Raw genomic sequence first — 19,565 nt, forward strand, 5'->3', positions numbered from 1 at the left:
GCCGGTCTCGCCGCCGTGGAGGCGCCCTTCGTCTTCGCGTCCTCGCCGTCCTGCCCGCCGCCGCAGGCAGGCGATGTGGCCGGATCAAGGTTGTACGCACGCGCGGACGGGCTCAGAGGCGTTCGGTCCCGAGGGTGCCCGGCCGTCGGCGGGCCGCCGCCTGGAGCGTGTGCAGCGCCAGCAGGAGCACCCCTATGTCGTCGAGGTAGACCGGGTCGGGGATCAGGTCGACCGGGCTGATCGTGTAGATCAGCGCGCCCCAGAACGCGAGCTTGTTCTGGACGGGGATTCCGGCGTCGCGCAGCAGGCGGCGGGCCCGGAACAGACGGATCACGAGGACGACCGCGAACGCCAGTGTCGCCACGCAGGCCAGTGCCGCGAGCCCCAGCAGCACTTGGGTGGAGGTGTCCATGGAGTACGGGTACCCGATGACTGCGGCGCCACGCTGACGTGATGTGCTTCGGCAGGCAGACTTGCAAGGCTGCCTGTCGATCTCGTACGGTAGATGCTATGACCAAGGATCCTGCGCCGCCGGATGCCGGGAAGGTCGCAGCCGAGCTCACCGTCGCCCTCGGGCGGGTCGTACGGCGTATGCGGAGTGCTTCCCCGGAGAGCCTGCTGACCCCCTCGCAGCGGTCCGTGCTCTCCCGGCTCGTCCGGGGCGGCCCCGCCACCACCGCCGAGCTGGCGCGCCTCGAGCTCGTACGGCCGCAGTCGATGCGGCTGACGGTGGGCGCGCTGGAGGAGCGCGGTCTGGTGGAGCGCGCGCCCGACCCGAGCGACGGACGGCAGGTCGTGGTGTCGGTCTCCGCCCAGGGGCGGCGGGCGGTCGACGACGCACGGATCGATACGCAGAGCTGGCTGACCGGGGCGATCGAGGGCGAGCTCGACGCGGGCGAGCTGCGGACGCTGAGCGACGCCGTCGCGCTGCTGGAGCGCATCGTGCAGCGCTGATCCCGGTCATTCCCCCTACAGCATTGACGAAAGTGAGCAACCCCCATGACCGCAACGGCACTTGACGCCAAGACCGCGCTCGTCCTCGTCGACCTCCAGAAGGGGATCGTCGGGCTTCCGCTCGCCCACCCCGCCGCCGACGTCGTCGAGCGTGCCGCGTTTCTCGCCGCCGCTTTCCGCGAGCGCGGGCTGCCCGTCGTTCTCGTACGGGTGACCGGCGGCGCCCCCGGCCGCAACGAGCAGCCTCCGGCCCAGGGCACCCCGCCGGCCGACTGGGTCGAGCTCGTCCCCGAGCTCGACCGGCAGGACAGCGACATCGTCGTCACCAAGCAGACCTGGGGCGCCTTCTACGGCACCGACCTCGACATGCAGCTGCGCCGCCGCGGCGTGACCCAGGTCGTCGTCGGCGGCATCGCGACGAGCATCGGCGTCGAGGCGACGGCGCGGTCGGCGCAGGAGCACGGCTACCACGTGACCGTCGCCACCGACGCCATCACCGACCTGAAGGCCGAGACGCACGCCAACAGCGTCGCGCACATCTTCCCGCGGCTCGGCGAGACCGACACCGCCGACGCGATCGTCAAGCTCCTCGGCTGACCTTCAACTCCCGCAGGACGGCCGGTCCGTTCACCGTGAGGTGGACGAGCCGGCCTTTCTGCGTGGCCGTGAACGACGTCGGGCGCTTCTCCCAGGACGGGGTGATCTTCGCCTTGCCGGTGCCCGGGCCGAGGTCCACCGTGAGCGTCGCCGTCTTCGCCGCTGGGTCCGGTGACCAGGTGGTCGCGGCGTCGCCGTCCACGGCTGCGGCCGCGTAGAAGCCGGGCTGCTCGGAGGTGGCCGTCGCCGGGCGGCAGCGGGCCGTGTTGGTGGTAGGGGTCAAGTCCGGGCGGCGGGTGGGCAGTTCGAGGGTGGTGGTCAGCTTTCGGGCGCCCTTGGGGGTGTGGAGCGTGAAGGGCGCGCCGCGGGTGAGCGTGACCCGGGTGGTCTTCGCGCCGATCGCCACGGAGTACGTACGGCCCTGCCAGTGCAGCCCGTGGAGCGTGGTGCCCTGCGGGAGTTGGGGCGGCAGCATCGGGTCCAGGTGGACGCCGTCCTCCTGGACGCGCAGCCCCGTCAGCCCGTGCGTGAAGGTCTGCAGGAAGCCGCCCTTGCCGGTCAGGAAGTCCATCGCCGGGTGCCCCGCGAGGGCGTCGTGGGCGCCCGCCTTGTCGCCCTTCGCCTCCGAGAAGAGGTCGAAGTCCCCTCGTACGTAAGGGCGGATGGCGCGCTGGAGGTAGGTGTACGTCGCGCAGCCGGGGCTGCCGATCGCCGCCGATGCGACCGCGTGGACCGAGTCCGTCATGGCGGGGCCTGCCGGGTCGGTGCGCTGGGCGTAGTAGGCGAGGGTGCGGGCCGCCTGCTGCTTCGTCATCTTCCAGTCGAGGGGGTAGAGGAGCAGGACCGTGTCGGCCTGCTTGATGAGGGAGCCGTCGTACCCCGCGTACTGCTCGAAGACGCCCGCCTTGTTGTCGTACGGGATACGGAGCCGGTCCGCGATCTCCGACCACGCGGCCGGGGCTTCGGTGTCGAGGAGGGTGGCGGCGCGGGCCGCGTTGCGCAGGGCGGTGGCCGCGACGGCGTTGGTGTAGACGCCGTCGGTGACGCCGTTGCTGTACTCGTCGGGGCCCGCGACCAGCTTGATCGAGTACGAGCCGTCGTCGTTCTTGGTGACGCGCGAGGTCCAGTAGTCGGCGATGCCCTTGAGGAGCGGCCAGCCGCGCTCCTTCAGCCACTGCCCGTCGCCGGTCGCCAGGTAGTACTGCCAGACGGCGAGGGAGATGTCGCCCTGGAGGTGGGTCTGCATGATGCAGTGGGGTGGGTTCCAGCTGTGACACTCGGCCCAGTTGTCGCCCTTGCTGCCGGACGTCCAGGGGTAGAACAGGCCCTTGAAGCCGAGCTTCCGGGCGTTGACCGCTGCGGCGGCGCGGGTGCGGAAGCGGTAGTCGACGACGGATTTGGCGAGCTCGGGGCGGGTGGCGAGGAGGCCGGGGAACATCCAGGTCTCGGCGTCCCAGAAGATTTCGCCCGCGTAGTTGTCGCTGGTCAGGCCCACGGGGGAGAGCGAATCGGCGGAGCCCGGGCGGGAGTTGGCGAAGAGTCCGTACTGCGCCGAGCGCACCCACGCCTGGAGGTCGGGCTGCCCGGGGACGGTGATGTCGGACGCCCACAGCTTGGCCCAGGCGGACGCGTTCCCGCTGTGGACGGCCCGCCAGCCGCGGGCGGCCGCCCGGCGGGAGGCCTCGGTGGCGCGGGTGAGGGTGGTGTCGACGCCGATGTGCTTGGCGATCTCGTACGTGGTGCCGGTGCGGACGGGGAAGATGAGGGCGCGGGCGGCGCTCAGGCCGGAGGCGGAGCGGTGCTCGGAGGTGGGGTGAATTCCCTTGGCCGGTACGAGGGTTGAGGCGACCGTGCCCGGTGTGTGCGTGCCGTCGGCGCGGAAGGAGACCGACGTCGTACGGCCGGCGGCGGCTGCTCCGGCTGCTCCGGCGGCGGTGATGCGGCGGGCGCCCCGGCCGTCGATGCGGTCGGTGACGGTCGCGGCGCCGGTCCAGCGCGGGGTGAGGCGCAGGCGCACGGCGCCGGTGTGCACGTCGCTGCGGTCGGCGAGGACCTCGTAGGACAGGTCGGTCGTACGGCCGTCGCGGCCCGTCCAGGTGTAGGAGGTGCGGACCACTCCGCAGGCCATGAAGAGGGTCTGGCGGTAGTGCGATGCCGTGCCGGGGCCGAGGCCCGCTTCGAGGCCGGTCCAGGTGGGGAGGGCGGCGACGGCCTGGCGGTCGGCGTCGGAGCGGGAGTTGTGGGCGTAGAGGCCGGCGGCGAACGCCCCGTCGTAGCGGGGGGTGTAGAGGGGCCAGCCGCTCGGGTCTTCGGAGCCCTGGTATCCGGTGCCGAGGGCGGGAACCCGGTGGCCGAGATATCCGTTTCCGATGTAAGGATGCTGACCGACCGTCGGATCGGGGCGCGTGGAGGTCAGCGACCAGCCGTCCGCCTCCTTGCCGCAGGCGGGGACGGCCGGTGCGGCTGCGGCCGCAGGGGAGACGGGGGAGGGCGAGGGGGGTACGGCAGCGGCGATCAGCGTGCCGCTGAGCAGGGGTGCGGTGATCAGCGACATGCGGGTGCGTGTGCGCAAGAGACTCATCGCACGACCATGTAAGACCACGGAATCGGCGTCCGGCCCGGCGGGCGGGACGCGCCTGCACAGTCCCCTGGATGGGTGGATGGTGGAGTCATGAAGGACGGTCCGGAGAACCAGGCGAACCCCTATCTGAGCGGCATCTTCGCTCCCGTGAGGGAAGAGGTGACGGCGCACGGCCTCGAAGTGACGGGGCGCATTCCGGACGCCCTGAACGGCCGCTATCTGCGCAACGGGCCGAACCCGCTGGGGGTCGACGACCCGGCGGCGCACCACTGGTTCACCGGCGACGGAATGGTGCACGGAGTGCGGCTGCGGGACGGGCGCGCCGAGTGGTACCGCAACCGGTGGGTGCGCAGCGACAAGGTCGCCGAGCGGCTCGGCGAGAAGCCGTTCAACGGGCCGCGCCACCAGGACATGGACTTCGGGGCCAACACCCACATCCTGCGTTTCGCGGGGCGCAATCTCGCCACGGTCGAGGGCGGATCCCTTCCGTACGAACTCGACGACGAGCTCAACACCCTTGGCCCGTACGACTTCCAGGGCACCTTGCCGGGCGGCTTCGCCGCGCACACGGTGGTCGACCCGGTGAACGGGGAGCTGCACGCGGTCGCGTACTGCTGGACGTACCCGTACGTGCAGTACCTGGTGGCGGGTGTGGACGGCCGGATCAAGCGGCACGTCGACATACCCGTCGAAGGCAGCCCGATGATGCACGACTTCTCCCTGACGGAGCGGTATGTGCTGCTGTACGACCTGCCGGTGGGCTTCTCCATGGAGGCGGCCACCGCCGGTTCGACGTTCCCGTACGGCTGGGACGACCGGAAGCAGGCGCGGATCGGGGTGCTGCCCAGGGACGGCGGGGCCGAGGACGTGCGCTGGCTGGACATCGATCCGTGCTTCGTCTTCCACCCGATGAACGCGTACGAGACGGACGGCGGACAGCGGATCGTCGTCGACCTCGTGCGGTACGAGAAGATCTTCGACCGGAGCCGGGGCGGCGTGCAGGGCCCCGACGACTGCCCGCCGCGGCTGGAGCGCTGGACCATCGACCTGGCGGCCGGCCGGGTGCGGACGGAGACGCTGGACGACCGACCGATCGAGTTCCCGCGCGTCGACCCGCGCCGGGCCACGGGTCAACACCGGTTCGGGTACGGGGTGCTGGAGCCGCGCGAAGGGTTCGCCGCGGCGCGGCACGCGCTGCAGGAGGGCGGTTACGAGCAGGCGGGGATCGGCCTGATCAAGTACGACCTGACATCGGGCGGAGCCGAGATCCACCGCTTCCACCCCGACGGGGACGTGGGCGAAGGCGTCTTCGTCCCGGCGTCGCCGGACGCGGCGGAGGACGACGGCTGGGTGCTGGCCTATGCGTTCGACCCCGACCGGCAGGCGACGGACCTGGTGGTCCTGGCCGCCGGCGACTTCACGGCCGAACCGGTGGCGCGGATCCATCTGCCGGTCCGGGTACCGACCGGCTTCCACGGCAACTGGATACCGGCCGAGGCGTAACAAGCCGGTAAATATGGGAAGTCCGCGCGGTGCGCGCGGACCCCGTCCCGGCCGGGGCGGCCCGTTGCGGCACGGAGGCAGCGGCCGCGGTGCTTCGGGCTATTCGGCGCGCAGCGCCAGCGCCCGGGTCTCGATCGCGGCGATCAGCGCCTCCACCTGGAGGCGGAAGATCTTCTCGTCCGTCACCTCGGGCAGTTCGGCGTTCAGCAGCGTGATGTTGGGGAACTCCGCCGGGGCGACCGAGCGGTACTCCCGGCTCCAGGAGGACTCGTCGGCCGCGCGGGCCTCCGGGGCGAACAGCAGGTAGGACGCCTGCTGCCCGACGTACGCGAGGATCGAGTCGCCGACCATGCGGTAGTGGACGGCCGCCTCGGGTCCCTCCAGGCCGGCCTCCATGACGGCCCCGAGGATCAGCTCCACCACCCGGAACTCATGCGGGCGCCGGGTGGTCCGGCTGGTCATGGCCGAGCCCACCACCGGGTATTTCAGGGCGACTTCGAGTGATCCCGCGGCCAGCGCCCGGATCCGGTCCTGCCAGCCGAGGCCCTCGGGGATGCTGTCGAGCACCTCGCCGAGCGTGCGGTCGGCGACCGAGAGCAGCAGTTCGTCCTTGTCGCGGAAGTGCCGGTAGATCGCGGTCGGGTCGGCGCCGAGCTCCTCGCCCAGGCGCCGGACGGTGAAGGCGTCCTCGCTTCCGCGGGCGGCGATGCGCAGGCTCGCCTCGATGATCGCGTCGGGCGTCAGCTGGCTGCCCGCGCGCTTGGAACGGGCTGTGGTGGCGGGTGTCGTCGGCATGGTGCGCCCAGTGTATCGATCGGATACGGCCTTGGCGCAACACCGTTGACAACAGTGTTGCGCTGCCGTTCACTCCTCCTCAACACAAGCCAGCGGGCCCGCCCCGCCGAGCCGGAGGATGCGTCGATGGCGAACACCAGCCAGCAGGCCGACACCGTTTTCGTGGGAGGGCGGGTCTTCACCGGAACCGGGACCACCCCGGTCGAGGCAGCCGTCGCCGTACGGGACGGACGGATCCTCGCCGTCGCCGACGCGACCACCGTGCGCTCGCTCGCGGGGTCGTCCACGGAGGTCGTCGACCTGGCGGGCGGACTCCTTGTGCCCGGGTTCCAGGACGCGCACATCCACCCCGTGGTCGGCGGGATCCAGATGCTCGGCTGCGACCAGAGCGCGCAGAACACCGCCGAGGGATGCCTCGCGGTCGTCGGCCAGTACGCCGAGGAGCACCCGGACGCACCCTGGATCCGCGGCGGCGGCTGGTCGATGGACAGTTTCCCCGGCGGCACGCCGACCCGCGCCATGCTGGACGCGGTGGTCCCCGACCGGCCCGTGCTGCTCACCAACCGCGACGGCCACGGCGCCTGGGTCAACTCCCGCGCCCTGGAGATCGCGGGCGTCGACCGCGACACCCCCGACCCCGTGGACGGACGGATCGAGCGCGAGCCCGACGGCACCCCGGCCGGCACCCTCCAGGAGGGCGCCGTCGAGCTGGTCGCCCGTCACGTACCCGTGGCGACGCTCGACGAGGCGCGCGCCGGACTGCTCGCCGCCCAGGAGTACTTGTTCTCACTCGGGGTGACCAGCTGGCAGGACGCCATGATCGGCGCCTTCCCCGGCAGCCCGGACAACTTCGGCGTCTATCTGCGCGCGGCCCGCGACGGCTCGCTGCGTGCCCGGGTCGTCGGCGCCCTGTGGTGGGACCGCGAACGCGGGATGGACCAGATACCGGACATCGAGGAGCGCCGTCGTACGGGACGGGCCGGCCGCTTCAACGCCACCTCCGTGAAGATCATGCAGGACGGCGTCGCGGAGAACTTCACCGCCGGAATGCTGGAGCCCTACCTCGACAACTGCGGCTGCCCCACCGGCAATTCAGGGCTGAGTTTCATCGAGCCGGCCCTGCTCACCGAGGCGGTCACCGCCCTCGACCGCTCGGGCTTCCAGGTCCACTTCCACGCACTGGGCGACCGTGCCGTACGCGAGGCACTCGACGCGCTCGGAGCAGCCCGCGCCGCCAACGGTGCGAACGACAACCGCCACCACATGGCCCACCTCCAGGTCGTCCACCCCGACGACATCAAGCGCTTCGCCGACCTGGACGTCGCCGCGAACATCCAGGCGCTGTGGGCCGCGCACGAACCGCAAATGGACGAGCTGACGATCCCCTTCCTGGGGCCCGAACGGGCCGCCCTGCAGTACCCCTTCGGAGACCTGGCACGTGCGGGCGCCCGCCTCGTCGCCGGCAGCGACTGGTCTGTCAGCAGCCCCAACCCGCTGTGGGGCATCCATGTCGCGGTCAACCGCGCCGTCCCTGCGGAGGAGTCCGACGGCCAGGTGCACCCGCCGTTCTACCCCGAGCAGGCCATCACCCTCGCCCAGGCGATGACCGCGTACACCGCAGGCACCGCGTGGGTGAACCACCTCGACGAGGAGACCGGCACCATCGAGCCCGGCAAATACGCCGACCTCGTCGTCCTGGACCGCGACCCCTTCGCGCACCCCGCCGAGGAGATCGCCGAGACCCGCGTCAGCCGGACGTACATCGAGGGCGACCTCGTCTTCAGCGCTACGGACTGATCCCGCACGCCCGATCCCACCCCGCCGCGTACGTCACCACGCCACCACCCCGCCCCGGACAGAGGTAGACGATGCCCTCAACTCCCGCAGCACCAGCATCTCCCGCCACCGCCAGACCCCTCCGCCGCGTCGCAGGCACCGTCCTCGCCGCGTCCGCCCTGCTCGTCACCGCCGCCTGCAGCGGCACGGCGCACCCCACCAAGGGCTCCGGTGCGTCCACCCCGTACCAACTCACCGCGAAGACGCCCGCGGCAGCAGGCCCCATCAACTCCTTCACCTGGTCGATCTACGCCGAGCCCGCCTCGCTCGACTACGCGTACGCCTTCGACTTCCCGCCGAACCAGGTCCTCTCCAACGTCTGCGAGAGCCTCCTGCGCTGGAACCCGGATCTGACGACGTCGCCCGGCCTCGCGACCTCGTACAGCAACCCGGACCCCACCACCTGGGTCTACAAGATCCGCCCCGGTGTCCACTTCCACGACGGGACCGTGCTCACCGCGGACGACGTCGTCGCATCCCTGCGCCGCCAGATGGACCCGGCCGTCGGCGCCGCCTGGGCGAACACCTTCCGCAATGTGAAGTCCATCGCCACATCAGGGCCGTTGGAAGTCACCGTCAAGCTCACCAAGCCCGACGCGGCCTTCAACCAGCAGATGGCCAACAGCTCCGGCACCGTCGAGTCCGCCGCCACCCTCAAAAAGGCGGGCAAGGACTACGGCAGTCCCAAGGGCGGCGTGAACTGCACCGGTCCGTTCTCCTTCGGCTCCTGGAGCTCCGGCCAGTCGCTGACCCTGAAGAAGTTCGACGGCTACTGGGACACCAAGCTCAAGGCCAAGGCGAACCAGGTCAAGTTCGTGTTCCTGAGCGACGCGACGACCCGCGTCAACGCCTTCCAGAGCGGTGAGGTCGACGGCGGCTGGATGATCCCGGCCGACGCCTACAGCCAGCTCTCCACCTCCACGGCGGGCAAGCTCTACTACGGCACCAACACCACCGTCACCGACGAGGTCGTCTCCAACCTCAAGGGCCCGCTCGGCAAGACCGAGGTGCGCAAGGCGCTGCTCATGGCCATCGACCGCAAGGGCATCGTGAAGGCCGGCGCGCACGGCGTCGGCAAGGTCTCCGACTCGCTCGTCACCGACAACATGTGGAACCAGTCGCCCGAGGACCGGCGCAAGGCCCTCGTCGCCGACGTACCGAAGTACGCGTACGACCCGGCCGCGGCCAAGAAGATCGCCGAGAAGGCCGGGGTGACGGGCAAGCGCGTCGTCATCGCGACCAGCCCGCTCGACTCGCAGACGACGATCATCGCGCAGGCCGTCGAGCAGGCCGCGAAGGCCATCGGCCTCGACCCGAAGATCGAGACGCTCTCCCCGGAGAAGTACTCGACGCTCTTCACCGACCCGGCCGCCCGCAAGGGCATCGACCTCTTCATGACGTTCTGGTACACGTCGGTCACCGACCCGATCGACATGTACGGATCGCTGGAGACCGGCATGTTCACCAACTACGGCCAGTGGTCCAACAAGGAGTTCGACGCGGCCGTAGAGAAGGCCGGAGCCGAGTACGACCCGGCCAAGCGCAACGAGTTCAACGCCGAGGCGCAGAAGATCGCCCTGCGCGAACTGCCGTGGCTGCCGCTCTACACGACGCCCACGAGCGTCTTCCTCGGCAACAAGATCACCGGTGTGCAGCCCTCGGTCGCCTTCCTCTACTACCCGTGGGCGGCCGAGATCGGGGCCAAGAAGTGAGCCGTTCCGCTACGCGGGCGCTCGGTGGCCTGCGCAGACTGGCCGGAATGGCCGCGACCCTCCTGGTCACCTCGTTCCTGGTGTTCTCCTCGCTGTACCTGGCGCCCGGAGATCCGGCGAGCTTCCTGATCCGCGGCCGCAGCGCCGGCCCGGACGAACTCGCCCAGATCCGCCACCAGTACGGCTTCGACCAGCCGTTCTTCGTCCGCTACTGGGACTGGCTGGGCGGCGTACTGCACGGCGACTTCGGCCGCAGTTACGTCTTCCACCAGGACGTCTCCTCCGTCCTCGCCTCCCGGCTGCCCGCCACCCTCCTGCTGATCGCGGCCTCGGCCGTGCTCATCGGGGTGGTCGGCATCGCGTCGGGGATGCTCGGCGCGCTGCGCCGCGGCACCCGTACCGACTCCGCGCTGATGCTGCTGGTGACGGTGGGGGCGGCGGCTCCCGCGTTCGTCGCGGCGCTGCTGCTGCGGTCGGTGTTCGGCGTGAAGCTGGGCTGGTTCCCGACGATCGGCAACGGCACGGGCGTACTGGACCGGCTCCATCACGTCATCCTTCCGGCGATCGCCCTGTCGGTGACGTTCATGGCGCTGGTGACCCGGGTGACCCGCTCCTCGATGCTGGAGGAACTCGGCCGTGAACACGTCGAGGTCGCGGTGAGCCGCGGCACCCCGCGGTGGACGGTGATCAGACGGCACGTCCTGCGCAACGCGCTCGGCCCGATCGTCACCGTCTCAGCCCTCCTCATCTCCGGGATGCTCGTCAGCACGTCGATCGTGGAGACCGCGTTCGGCATGTCGGGCATCGGCTCGCTGCTGATCACGTCCGTCAACCAGATGGACTTCCAGGTGGTGCAGGCGATCGTGCTGCTCGTCGTGGCCGCGTTCGTCGTCGTCAACGCGCTGGTGGACCTGGTCCATCCGCTGATCGATCCGCGGGTGGCCGCAGCGGGGAGCGCACGATGAGCGCATCTGCAGCAGGGGTGCTGAGCGGTCCGGTCACCAAGTTGCGGACGCTGGGCGGCGGTTGGCTCCAGAATCTGTGTCTGGGGCTGCTCGTCCTGTTCGTACTGGTCGCCGCTTTCGCGCCGTGGCTCGCACCGCAGGATCCGACGTACGGGGAGCTGGGCGCGGGTCTGGTCGGCCCGGGCGCCGGCCACTGGCTGGGCACCGACCAGGGCGGGCACGACACGCTCTCCGCCCTCATCGAGGGAAGCCGTACGAGCCTGGTCGGACCGCTCCTCGTGGTCGTCTTCTCGACCGTGACCGGCATCGCCGTCGGCCTGTTCACGGCGTGGCGGGGCGGCTGGGCCGACACCCTGATCGGGCGGCTCCTCGACGTCGTCTTCGCCTTCCCGGCGCTGCTGGTCGCGATCCTCGCGGTGGCGGTCTTCGGGAAGGGGATGACGGCACCGGTGATCGCGATGTCGGTGGCGTACATGCCGTACACCGCACGGCTGGTGCGCGGACTCGCGATGCAGGAGCAGGCCAGGCCGTACATCGCGGCCTACCGCGTGCAGGGGCACTCCGCGCTGTACGTCGCGGTCCGCCGCCTCCTGCCCAACATCGGCCCGACCGTGCTCGCCCAGTCCACCGTCAACTTCGGCTACGCGCTGCTCGACCTGGCCGCCCTGTCCTTCCTGGGCCTGGGCGTCCAGCCTCCGACACCCGACTGGGGCGCGATGATCAACCAGAGCCAGGCCGCCGTGCTCCAGGGGCAGCCGCTCTCCGCGGTCGTGCCCGCGGTGGCCGTCGTGCTCGTGGTCGTCGCCTTCAACATCGTCGGGGAGAACTTCGGCGACCGGCTCGCGGGGAGGGAATCCTGATGGCACTGCTCGAATACGAGAACCTGAGCATCACCCTGCCCGGCACGGCCCGTCCTGTCCTCGACGGGATCGACCTGACGGTGTCCGCAGGTGAAGTCGTCGCGCTGGTGGGCGAGTCGGGTTCGGGGAAGTCCGTCACGGCGCGGGCCGCACTCGGCCTGTTCCCGGCAGGTGCTGCACTCGACGGTCAAGTCAGCGTCGACGGAACGGAGTTGGTGGGCGCGAGCGCCGCCGATCTGCGGACGGTACGCACCGGCAAGGCGTCGATGATCTTCCAGGACCCTCGGGCGGGCATCAACCCGGTCCGCCGCATCGGCGACTTCCTCACCGAGTCGCTGCGCGTCGGCCAGGGCTGGGCGAAGGACCGGGCGAACGCCCGCGCCGTCGAACTCCTCGGCGCGGTGGGCCTCCCCGACCCGCCCCGGCACCTCCGCCAGTACCCGCACGAACTCTCCGGCGGCATGCTCCAGCGCGTCATGATCGCCGGCGCGCTCATGGTGGAGCCCCGCCTGCTCCTCTGCGACGAACCGACCACCGCGCTCGACGTCTCCACCCAGGCCGAGATCATGGCGATCCTGGGACGGCTCCAGCGCGAACGCGACCTGGGTCTGCTCCTGATCACGCACGACATCGAGCTGGCGGCGGCCGCCTGCGACCGGATCTACGTCATGTACGCGGGCCGGATCGTGGAGACCGCGACCACGGCCGAGCTCTTCGCGACCCCCCGCCACCCGTACACGGCGGGCCTGCTCGGCTCGACCCCGCCGCTGACGGCGCCGCAGGGTCCGCCGGCCCGCCTCACCCCGATCCCCGGCGCCCCGATGGGCCTGCTGGACACGGCGCCCGGCTGCGCCTTCGCGCCCCGCTGCCGCTTCGCGCAGCCCGGGCTCTGCGACCAGTCACCGCCGCCGCTGACCGAGCACGGCGCGACGCTGGTCGCGTGCCACCGGGCCGACGAGGTACTGAACACCCTTACGGAGGAGGTCAGTTGACCACCGCAGAAGCGCCATCCGTACACCCCCTGCTCCAGGTGAGCGGCCTGCGCAAGACGTACCGGACCGGAGGGACGTCGGAGCTGGTCGCGGTGGACGACCTCTCGTTCGTCCTCCCGCAGGGCGGGGCGCTCGGCATCGTGGGGGAGTCCGGCTCGGGCAAGACCACGACGGCCCGGATGCTGATCGGTCTGGAGCGCCCCGACGCGGGCCGGATCCTGGTGCAGGGCGAACCGCTGGCCGCGACCGTACGGGGGAAGGCGGCCCGTCTCGCCCGGGCGAAGGCGGTCCAGATCGTCTTCCAGGACCCGTACCTCTCCCTGGACGGCCGCATCAGCATCGGCGCGACCCTCGACGGAGTGCTGCGCCTGCACGGCCACCGCGACCCGGCGGCGCGGGCGGCGAGGTCGCGGGAGCTCCTCGCGCAGGTGGGCCTGGGCGAGCGCGAGGCAGCGGCGCTGCCCCGCCAACTCTCGGGCGGCCAGCGCCAACGCGCGGCGATCGCAAGGGCGTTGGCGGTCGAGCCCGCAGTCCTGGTCCTGGACGAGGCGGTCTCGGCGCTGGACGTGTCGGTACAGGCCCAGGTGCTCAACCTGCTCTCCGACATCCGCAGGGACACCGGCATCGGCCTGGTCTTCGTCAGCCACGACCTGGCGGTGGTGCGCTACGTGTGCGACGAGGCACTGGTCCTGTACCGGGGCAGGACGATGGAACACCGCCCGGTGGCAGACCTCCTGGAATCCCCCGAACACCCCTACACGAAACTGCTGTTGGCGTCGGTCCCCCGCCCCGGCTGGGACCCGGACTCGATCAGCGCACGGCGCAGGGAGCTGGCGGCTTAGGGGGTGGTGGGGCTCGGCTCCTACCCGGCTCCGCTTGTCGGGGGCTTCGTGGGGTGGGTCTCCCTGTCAACCGACGCCGGGAGTGTGCGCGCTTCCGGGTCCGGAGTAAAGGGCGCGACTTCGTCGCGTCGCTGCGCGATTCCGCTTCGCTCCACCCTTGACTCCGGCCCCTCCAGCGCTGGGGTTGGCGGCTATCGGTCGGCAGGGAGGCCTGGCCGCACGTGTACGGGGATCTGGGGTGGGGGTAGCCCGGACCGGGAACGGCGGGGGTCGGGCTGGGGCCGGGGCTGCGGGCGGTGGGCCGGTGTCGGGGTGCGGGCTGCGCCCGCAACGGCGGCACGGTCCTGGTGGCCCGGGGCGCGATGGGTGCGCGGTGGCCGGTTGGCGCACCACTTGAATGGGGCAGTTGCTCTCGGCTCGGCGTCAACCACCCGCCCGTTGGCTCGACTTCATGCCCCGCTGGTCACTGCCCGGTGGGTGGTGGGGCGGGCGAAGCGCCTCGCGGGTGCGAAGGGGGTGCGAAGGGTCCTGTGGCGCGGAAGTTCGGTCCCGCCGAACTTCCGCGCCACACCCTCTCCCACCACCGCCCAGCATGCACCTTTTGCGCTGCTTTGGGTGGCGTGGCTGCCACTGCGAGATACGTAGGTCCGGCGGGACCGGACCTACGTATCTCGGAGTAGCCGGAGTCGACGCCAGTTGCCCGTTGCGGCCGGAAATGGACACCAGGCGCACCCATATGTCCGCTATGCCTGTCCGTTTCCGACAGTAACCCGAGGTAACACCCCATCCGGCCACCGGACAGCGACCAGCGGGGCATGAACACCCATCAACCAACGGCCCGTTGACGCCAAGACCAGACCGGCAGCCCATGCAAGTGGTGCGACATCCGCCACCACCCCGGGGAGCGGAGCTCCATCCCGGACGCTGTAACGCTCACCCCCCGCCGAAGTGCCCCGCAGATGAACCGATCAGCACAACCGGTCCGCACGAGCATCGCGGTGTTCACGAAACCCCAACCACCACGCGGCAGCAGCCAGACGGACTCGCCCCCAGGGCGAGGCCTACGACGCGCAGCGTCGTACATCCCGCAACCCCAGCACCGAACCAACCCGCGCGACCGGCGTCCGGCGCCCGCCCCCCACCTGTTCGCTGTAACCAGATTCCGTGCGCCGAAGGCGCGAAACGAAACCGCAACCCGCCCCACCCACCCGAAGCCCACCACCCACGCTCGGTACCGGGGCCGCCGCGCGGGATGTCCACGGGTTACCGTGCTCCAAAGTTCTTGGTCATCGAACGGCCGCACGAATCGTAAGCGGTAGAGGTGGGGACGGGATGAGCGTTTCGACGGCGGCTTCGATACGGGCGGTCAACCGCACGGCCCCCGATCACCGCAGCGCCCCCCGCTACCTCTGGTGGCTCGTGGTCAGTCAGCGCCGCCGTACCGTCCTCGCCGCCGTGCTCGGCTCCAGCTGGATGGTCGGGCTCGCCCTGCCGCCCTATCTCCTCTCCCGCGCCATCGACGACGGCCTGCAGAAAGAGGACATGCGCGCCCTCGCCGGGTGGACCGCGGCCCTTCTCGCCGTGGGGCTGGTGATGGCCTGGCTGAGCATCATGCGGCACCGGACCATGACCCGGTCGCGGCTCGACGCGCAGTACCGGACCGTGCGCGCCGTCGTGCGGCAGACCGTTCGGCTGGGGGCCGTGCTGCGGCGGCGGGTCACCGCCGGGGAGGTCGTCACCATCGGGATCCGCGACGTGCAGATCGTCGCCAACGTCATGACCGTGACCGGGCCCGGAGTCGGCGCCGTCATCGCGTACTTCGTCATCGCCGGGCTGCTGCTCTCCGTCTCCGCGCTGCTCGCCGTCGTGGTGCTGGTGGGGGTCCCAGTACTCGCGGTGCTCGTGGGGCCGTTGCTCGGGCGGCTGCAAGGCGCGGAGTCCGCGTACCGGGAGAAGGAGGGGCGGCTGTCGACGCGGTTCGTCGACATGGCCGGCGGGCTGCGCGTGCTCAGCGGGCTCGGCGGCAAAGAGGTGTACCTGACGCGTTATCGCCAGGGCTCACAGGACCTGCAGGCGGAGGGCTACAAGGTCGGCGCCGTCTTCAGCTGGATCCAGGCCCTCGCCGTCGGGCTGCCCGCCCTGTTCCTCGCCGCCGTGACCTGGCTCGCCGCCCGCATGGCCGCCGAAGGGACCATCTCCGTCGGGCAGTTGACCGCCATCTACGGGTACGTCGCCGTACTCGTCATCCCCGTCACCTTCTTCATCGAGGGCGGGTACGACATCAGCCGCGGCCTGGTCGCCGCCCGCCGCATCGTACGGTTCCTGCAGATGGAGCCCGCCGCCGACGGCGGCACGGGGACGGGGCCGACGCCTCATTCCGTACTCCACGACCCCGCGTCCGGCGTCGAGATCGCGCCCCGCGCGCTCACCGCGCTCGTCAGCGCCAGGCCCGCCGAATCGGCGGACGTGGTCGACCGGTTGGGGCGGTTCGGCGACTCCGACGTGCGGTGGGGCGGGCTGCGCATCGACGCGGTCGCGCAGGCCGAGGTCCGGGAGCGGATCGTCGTCGCGGACAACGAGGCGCACCTCTTCTCCGGCCCCCTCCGCGAAGTCGTCGGCGGCCGCGCCGAACGCGACGAGGAGGCCCTGGGCCTCGCCCTGCACGCCGCGCTCGCCGAGGACATCGTGCAGGGGCTGCCCGACGGCCTCGGCTCCGCCATCGACGCGCAGGGCCTCAACCTCTCCGGCGGGCAGCGGCAGCGCGTCCGTCTCGTACGGGCCCTGCTCGCCGACCCCGAAGTGCTGCTCGCCGTGGAGCCGACCTCCGCCGTCGACGCGCATACGGAAGCCGCGGTCGCCGCCCGGCTGCGGAGCGCACGCGCCGGCCGTACGACCGTCGTCACCACCACCTCGCCCCTGCTCCTCGACCGGGCGCACCACGTGCACTACCTGGTCGAAGGACGCGTCGCCGCCACCGGCAGCCACCGCGAACTGCTCGCCGCCGAACCCGGATACCGGGCGCTCGTCTCGCGCGGCGCCGAGGAAACGGAGGACGCCCGATGAGCGGCGCCACCGCACTGCCGATCGCCGCCGCACGCACCGTGCGCCGGGCCGCGTACGCACTGATCAAGGCGGACCGGCGTGCCTTCGCCGCCGTCCTCGGCCTCAACTCGGCAGCCGCAGCAGCCGGGTTGGTGGCGCCCTGGCTGCTCGGCCGGATCATCGACACGATCCGCTCGGACGGCACGAGTGGACACGCGCTCTCCGAGGTCAACCGGTTCGCGGCGCTCGTCGTCGTCTTCGCGCTGGTCCAGATGGTCTTCGCGCGCTACGCCCGCTACCTCGCCCACCGCTTCGGCGAGCGGACCTCGGCGCGAGTGCGCGAGCGGTACACGGAGCGGGCGCTCTCGCTGCCCTCCGCCGTCGTGGAGCGCGCGGGGACAGGCGACCTGACGACACGCGGTACGAGTGATGTGACGGCCGTCGGCGCGACCCTGCGCGACGCCGCCCCCGATGTCTTCGTCGCCGCGGTCCAGGCGCTGTTCATCCTGGCCGCGGTCCTGGTCATCGACCCGCTGCTCGGCGCGTGCGGTCTGGTGGGCCTGGTCGGGGTCTTCTGCGCGACCCGCTGGTATCTGCGCCGGGCGCGCGCCGCGTATCTCGCGGAGGGCGCGGCCAACTCGGCGCTCACCGAGGTCCTGGCGACCACCGCCGCCGGTGCGCGCACGGTCGAGGCGCTGGGCCTGCAGGAGCAGCGCATCGCCGCCGCGGAGACGGCAGTCGAGCGCAGCCGCCGCACCCGGGAGCGGACCCTGGCGCTGCGCAGCGTGCTGTTCCCGGCGCTGGACGTGTCGTACGTGGTCCCGGTGGTGGCGGTGCTGCTGCTCGGCGGCGTACTGCATCAGCACGGGGTGGTGACGCTGGGGGCGGTGGTGGCCTCGGCGGTGTACTTCCAGCAGTTGTCGCAGCCGCTCAACGCGATCCTGTTCGTGGTCGAGCAGATGCAGAGCAGCGGGGCGGCGTTCGCACGGGTGGAGGGGCTGGGCGAGGTGCCGGTCGTGGAGCCCGGCGCGTCGACGCCCCCGGCGGACGACCGCATCGAGATCGCGGGCGCGCGCTATGCGTACGCCGGCGGGCGCGACGTCCTGCACGGCGTCGACCTGACGGTGCGGCCGGGCGAGCGTCTTGCGGTCGTCGGCCCGTCCGGGGCCGGAAAGTCCACGCTGGGACGGCTGTTGGCGGGTATCGACGCGCCCCGCGAGGGCAGTGTGACGGTCGGCGGCACCCCGGTCGCCGGCCTCGATCCGGAGCAGCTGCGGCGCCAGGTGGTGCTGGTCACGCAGGAGCACCATGTCTTCCTCGGCACCGTACGGGACAACCTGGTGATCGCCGCCCCGGACGCGGACGACGACAAGCTGCGGGCGGCGCTCGCGGTGGTAGGCGCGGAGTGGGCGGACGACCTCGACGCGGAACTCGGCGGCCCGGGCGGCCAGCAGCTGGACGGCGCGCAGTCCCAGCAACTGGCCCTGGCGCGCGTGGTGTTGGCGGACCCGCACACCCTGATACTCGACGAGGCGACCGCGCTCCTGGACCCGACGACGGCCCGCCACACGGAACGGGCGCTGGCCGCCGTACTGGAAGGCCGTACGGTCATCGCGATCGCGCACCGCCTGCACACCGCGCACGACGCGGACCGGGTGGCGGTCATGGCGGACGGGCGGATCGCCGAGCTGGGCACGCACGACGACCTGGTCGCGGGCGGGGGAGCGTACGCGGCGCTGTGGGAGTCGTGGCACGGGGTCTGACAGGCTTCGAGGATGACGACGACGCCTCGCTACCGCTGCCCCGCCGATGCCTCCACCGCTCCGGTGGAGGCGGCCGCACCCTGGTGCTGTCCGCAGTGCGGCGGCCCCTGGGACCTGGAGTGGGAGACCGCCCCCGTACCTCTCAAGTCCCTTCCGGAGCGCGTCAATTCGCTCTGGCGGTACGAGGAAGCCCTCCCGCTCTCCGCCCCCTCCGTCTCGCTCGGCGAAGGCCGCACCCCGCTCGTCGCGCTCACCGACACGGTCTCCGCCAAGCTCGACTTCCTCATGCCCACGCTCTCCTTCAAGGACCGGGGCGCGGTGATGCTCGCGGAGCTGGCCCGCCGCCTCGCCCCTCGGCGCGTGATCGCGGACAGCAGCGGCAACGCGGGCACGGCGGTGGCGGCGTACTGCGCGCGGGCGGGCCTGCCGTGCTCGGTCTACGTCCCCGGCGCGACGTCCCCGAAGAAGATCGAGCAGATCAGGGCGCACGGCGCGGACCTCGAACTGGTCGACGGCGACCGGGAGGCCACGGCGACGGCGGCCCGCAAGGCGGCGGACACCCCCGGCGTCTTCTACGCCTCGCACGTCTACAACCCGTACTTCCTGCACGGCACGAAGACGTACGTCTACGAGATGTGGGAGGAGCGCGGCGGCACGCTCCCCGAGGTGATCGTGGTGCCGGTCGGCAACGGCACGCTGCTCCTCGGCGCATCCCTGGCGGTCAATGAGCTGTACGCACACGGCCTGATCGCGTCACGCCCGGCGCTGTACGCGGTCCAGGCGGAGGCGGTCTCGCCGCTGGCGGCGGCGTTCCACTCGGGTGCGGACGACCTGCTCCCCGAGACCCCGACGGCCCCCACCCTGGCGGAGGGCATCGCGATCCCGCGCCCGCCGAGGGCCCGCCAGATCCTGGCGGCGGTACGGGAGTCGGGCGGTACGTTCCTGACGGTGACGGAGGATCAGATCCGGGCCGCCCAACTGGACTTGGCGTCCCGAGGCCTCTTCGTGGAGTCGACGGGCGTGGCGTGCTGGGCGGCGGCGAGCGCGGGCGCCCTCGGCGACCGCACGGCCGTGGTCCCGCTGTGCGGGGCGGGGCTGAAGACGGGCCTGGCATAAACCACGC

At 71.5% G+C, this 19,565-nt stretch carries 15 protein-coding genes; 12 read left to right on the forward strand and 3 right to left on the reverse strand.

Annotated elements, in window-relative coordinates:
* Positions 1–112: 112 nt before the first annotated feature.
* Entirely contained in the window at positions 113–412 is a 300-nt protein-coding gene (locus OG707_RS25800; RefSeq protein WP_329122264.1) for a YkvA family protein, read from the reverse strand.
* A 98-nt stretch (positions 413–510) separates the two neighbouring features.
* Between OG707_RS25800 and OG707_RS25805 the strand changes: the two genes are divergently transcribed.
* Together OG707_RS25805 and OG707_RS25810 are read left to right on the forward strand one after the other, a co-directional pair.
* Positions 511–954, forward strand: a complete 444-nt coding sequence (locus OG707_RS25805; RefSeq protein ID WP_329122266.1) for a MarR family winged helix-turn-helix transcriptional regulator — start codon at positions 511–513, stop codon at positions 952–954.
* 45 nt (positions 955–999) lie between these two features.
* Entirely contained in the window at positions 1,000–1,551 is a 552-nt protein-coding gene (locus tag OG707_RS25810; RefSeq protein WP_329122268.1) for an isochorismatase family protein, read from the forward strand.
* On the opposite strand, the gene OG707_RS25815 is transcribed toward OG707_RS25810, so the two are convergent.
* Complete coding sequence (locus OG707_RS25815; protein WP_329122270.1) at positions 1,535–4,132, reverse strand: glycosyl hydrolase family 65 protein; 2,598 nt, start codon at positions 4,130–4,132, stop codon at positions 1,535–1,537. The two genes, OG707_RS25810 and OG707_RS25815, sit on opposite strands and share 17 nt — an antisense overlap.
* Positions 4,133–4,222: 90 nt before the next feature.
* Here OG707_RS25815 and OG707_RS25820 point away from each other — a divergent pair, with 90 nt between their 5' ends.
* Complete coding sequence (locus OG707_RS25820; RefSeq protein WP_329122272.1) at positions 4,223–5,635, forward strand: carotenoid oxygenase family protein; 1,413 nt, start codon at positions 4,223–4,225, stop codon at positions 5,633–5,635.
* Positions 5,636–5,734: 99 nt separating this feature from the next.
* On the opposite strand, the gene OG707_RS25825 is transcribed toward OG707_RS25820, so the two are convergent.
* On the reverse strand, positions 5,735–6,430 hold the full coding sequence (locus OG707_RS25825; RefSeq protein ID WP_329122274.1) for a TetR/AcrR family transcriptional regulator: 696 nt from the start codon (positions 6,428–6,430) through the stop codon (positions 5,735–5,737).
* Positions 6,431–6,556: 126 nt separating this feature from the next.
* Here OG707_RS25825 and OG707_RS25830 point away from each other — a divergent pair, with 126 nt between their 5' ends.
* From OG707_RS25830 to OG707_RS25870, 9 genes are all read left to right on the forward strand, one after another.
* Positions 6,557–8,227 carry an amidohydrolase gene (locus OG707_RS25830; protein ID WP_329122276.1) on the forward strand — a complete coding sequence of 557 codons (1,671 nt, stop codon included), beginning with the start codon at positions 6,557–6,559 and terminating at the stop codon, positions 8,225–8,227.
* Between the two features lie 71 nt (positions 8,228–8,298).
* Positions 8,299–9,978, forward strand: coding sequence for an ABC transporter substrate-binding protein (locus OG707_RS25835; protein WP_329122278.1), 1,680 nt, complete (start codon positions 8,299–8,301; stop codon positions 9,976–9,978).
* 47 nt (positions 9,979–10,025) lie between these two features.
* The gene (locus tag OG707_RS25840) at positions 10,026–10,943 is read left to right on the forward strand and encodes an ABC transporter permease (protein ID WP_443071390.1); all 918 of its coding nucleotides are present in this window, start codon (positions 10,026–10,028) and stop codon (positions 10,941–10,943) included.
* Complete coding sequence (locus tag OG707_RS25845; RefSeq protein WP_329122282.1) at positions 10,940–11,803, forward strand: ABC transporter permease; 864 nt, start codon at positions 10,940–10,942, stop codon at positions 11,801–11,803. The genes OG707_RS25840 and OG707_RS25845 overlap by 4 nt, the downstream gene beginning before the upstream one ends.
* Positions 11,803–12,795, forward strand: a complete 993-nt coding sequence (locus tag OG707_RS25850) for an ABC transporter ATP-binding protein (RefSeq protein ID WP_329122284.1) — start codon at positions 11,803–11,805, stop codon at positions 12,793–12,795. Before OG707_RS25845 ends, OG707_RS25850 begins: the two co-directional genes overlap by 1 nt.
* Positions 12,792–13,637 (forward strand): ABC transporter ATP-binding protein, encoded by an 846-nt coding sequence (locus OG707_RS25855; RefSeq protein WP_329122286.1) that lies wholly within the window; start codon positions 12,792–12,794, stop codon positions 13,635–13,637. The genes OG707_RS25850 and OG707_RS25855 overlap by 4 nt, the downstream gene beginning before the upstream one ends.
* Before the next feature lie 1,332 nt (positions 13,638–14,969).
* A complete protein-coding gene (locus OG707_RS25860; RefSeq protein WP_329122288.1) occupies positions 14,970–16,700 on the forward strand; it encodes an ABC transporter ATP-binding protein in 1,731 nt (576 codons plus the stop codon).
* Positions 16,697–18,442, forward strand: coding sequence for an ABC transporter ATP-binding protein (locus tag OG707_RS25865; protein WP_329122290.1), 1,746 nt, complete (start codon positions 16,697–16,699; stop codon positions 18,440–18,442). The genes OG707_RS25860 and OG707_RS25865 overlap by 4 nt, the downstream gene beginning before the upstream one ends.
* A 12-nt stretch (positions 18,443–18,454) precedes the next feature.
* Positions 18,455–19,558: a threonine synthase gene (locus tag OG707_RS25870; protein ID WP_329122292.1), complete on the forward strand. Its 1,104-nt coding sequence runs from the start codon at positions 18,455–18,457 to the stop codon at positions 19,556–19,558.
* Positions 19,559–19,565: the final 7 nt, after the last annotated feature.

The sequence above is a fragment of the Streptomyces sp. NBC_01465 genome (assembly GCF_036227325.1).
Classification (GTDB): domain Bacteria; phylum Actinomycetota; class Actinomycetes; order Streptomycetales; family Streptomycetaceae; genus Streptomyces.

Excerpts from the sequence above, each read along its gene's own strand:
- OG707_RS25830 (WP_329122276.1), top strand. The coding sequence starts at position 6,557 with ATGGCGAACACCAGCCAGCAGGCCGACACCGTTTTCGTGGGAGGGCGG.
- OG707_RS25805 (WP_329122266.1), top strand. The coding sequence starts at position 511 with ATGACCAAGGATCCTGCGCCGCCGGATGCCGGGAAGGTCGCAGCCGAG.
- OG707_RS25845 (WP_329122282.1), top strand. The coding sequence starts at position 10,940 with ATGAGCGCATCTGCAGCAGGGGTGCTGAGCGGTCCGGTCACCAAGTTG.
- OG707_RS25865 (WP_329122290.1), top strand. The coding sequence starts at position 16,697 with ATGAGCGGCGCCACCGCACTGCCGATCGCCGCCGCACGCACCGTGCGC.
- OG707_RS25835 (WP_329122278.1), top strand. The coding sequence starts at position 8,299 with ATGCCCTCAACTCCCGCAGCACCAGCATCTCCCGCCACCGCCAGACCC.
- OG707_RS25815 (WP_329122270.1), bottom strand. The coding sequence starts at position 4,132 with ATGAGTCTCTTGCGCACACGCACCCGCATGTCGCTGATCACCGCACCC.
- OG707_RS25860 (WP_329122288.1), top strand. The coding sequence starts at position 14,970 with ATGAGCGTTTCGACGGCGGCTTCGATACGGGCGGTCAACCGCACGGCC.
- OG707_RS25820 (WP_329122272.1), top strand. The coding sequence starts at position 4,223 with ATGAAGGACGGTCCGGAGAACCAGGCGAACCCCTATCTGAGCGGCATC.
- OG707_RS25825 (WP_329122274.1), bottom strand. The coding sequence starts at position 6,430 with ATGCCGACGACACCCGCCACCACAGCCCGTTCCAAGCGCGCGGGCAGC.
- OG707_RS25810 (WP_329122268.1), top strand. The coding sequence starts at position 1,000 with ATGACCGCAACGGCACTTGACGCCAAGACCGCGCTCGTCCTCGTCGAC.
- OG707_RS25800 (WP_329122264.1), bottom strand. The coding sequence starts at position 412 with ATGGACACCTCCACCCAAGTGCTGCTGGGGCTCGCGGCACTGGCCTGC.
- OG707_RS25840 (WP_443071390.1), top strand. The coding sequence starts at position 10,026 with ATGGCCGCGACCCTCCTGGTCACCTCGTTCCTGGTGTTCTCCTCGCTG.
- OG707_RS25870 (WP_329122292.1), top strand. The coding sequence starts at position 18,455 with ATGACGACGACGCCTCGCTACCGCTGCCCCGCCGATGCCTCCACCGCT.
- OG707_RS25850 (WP_329122284.1), top strand. The coding sequence starts at position 11,803 with ATGGCACTGCTCGAATACGAGAACCTGAGCATCACCCTGCCCGGCACG.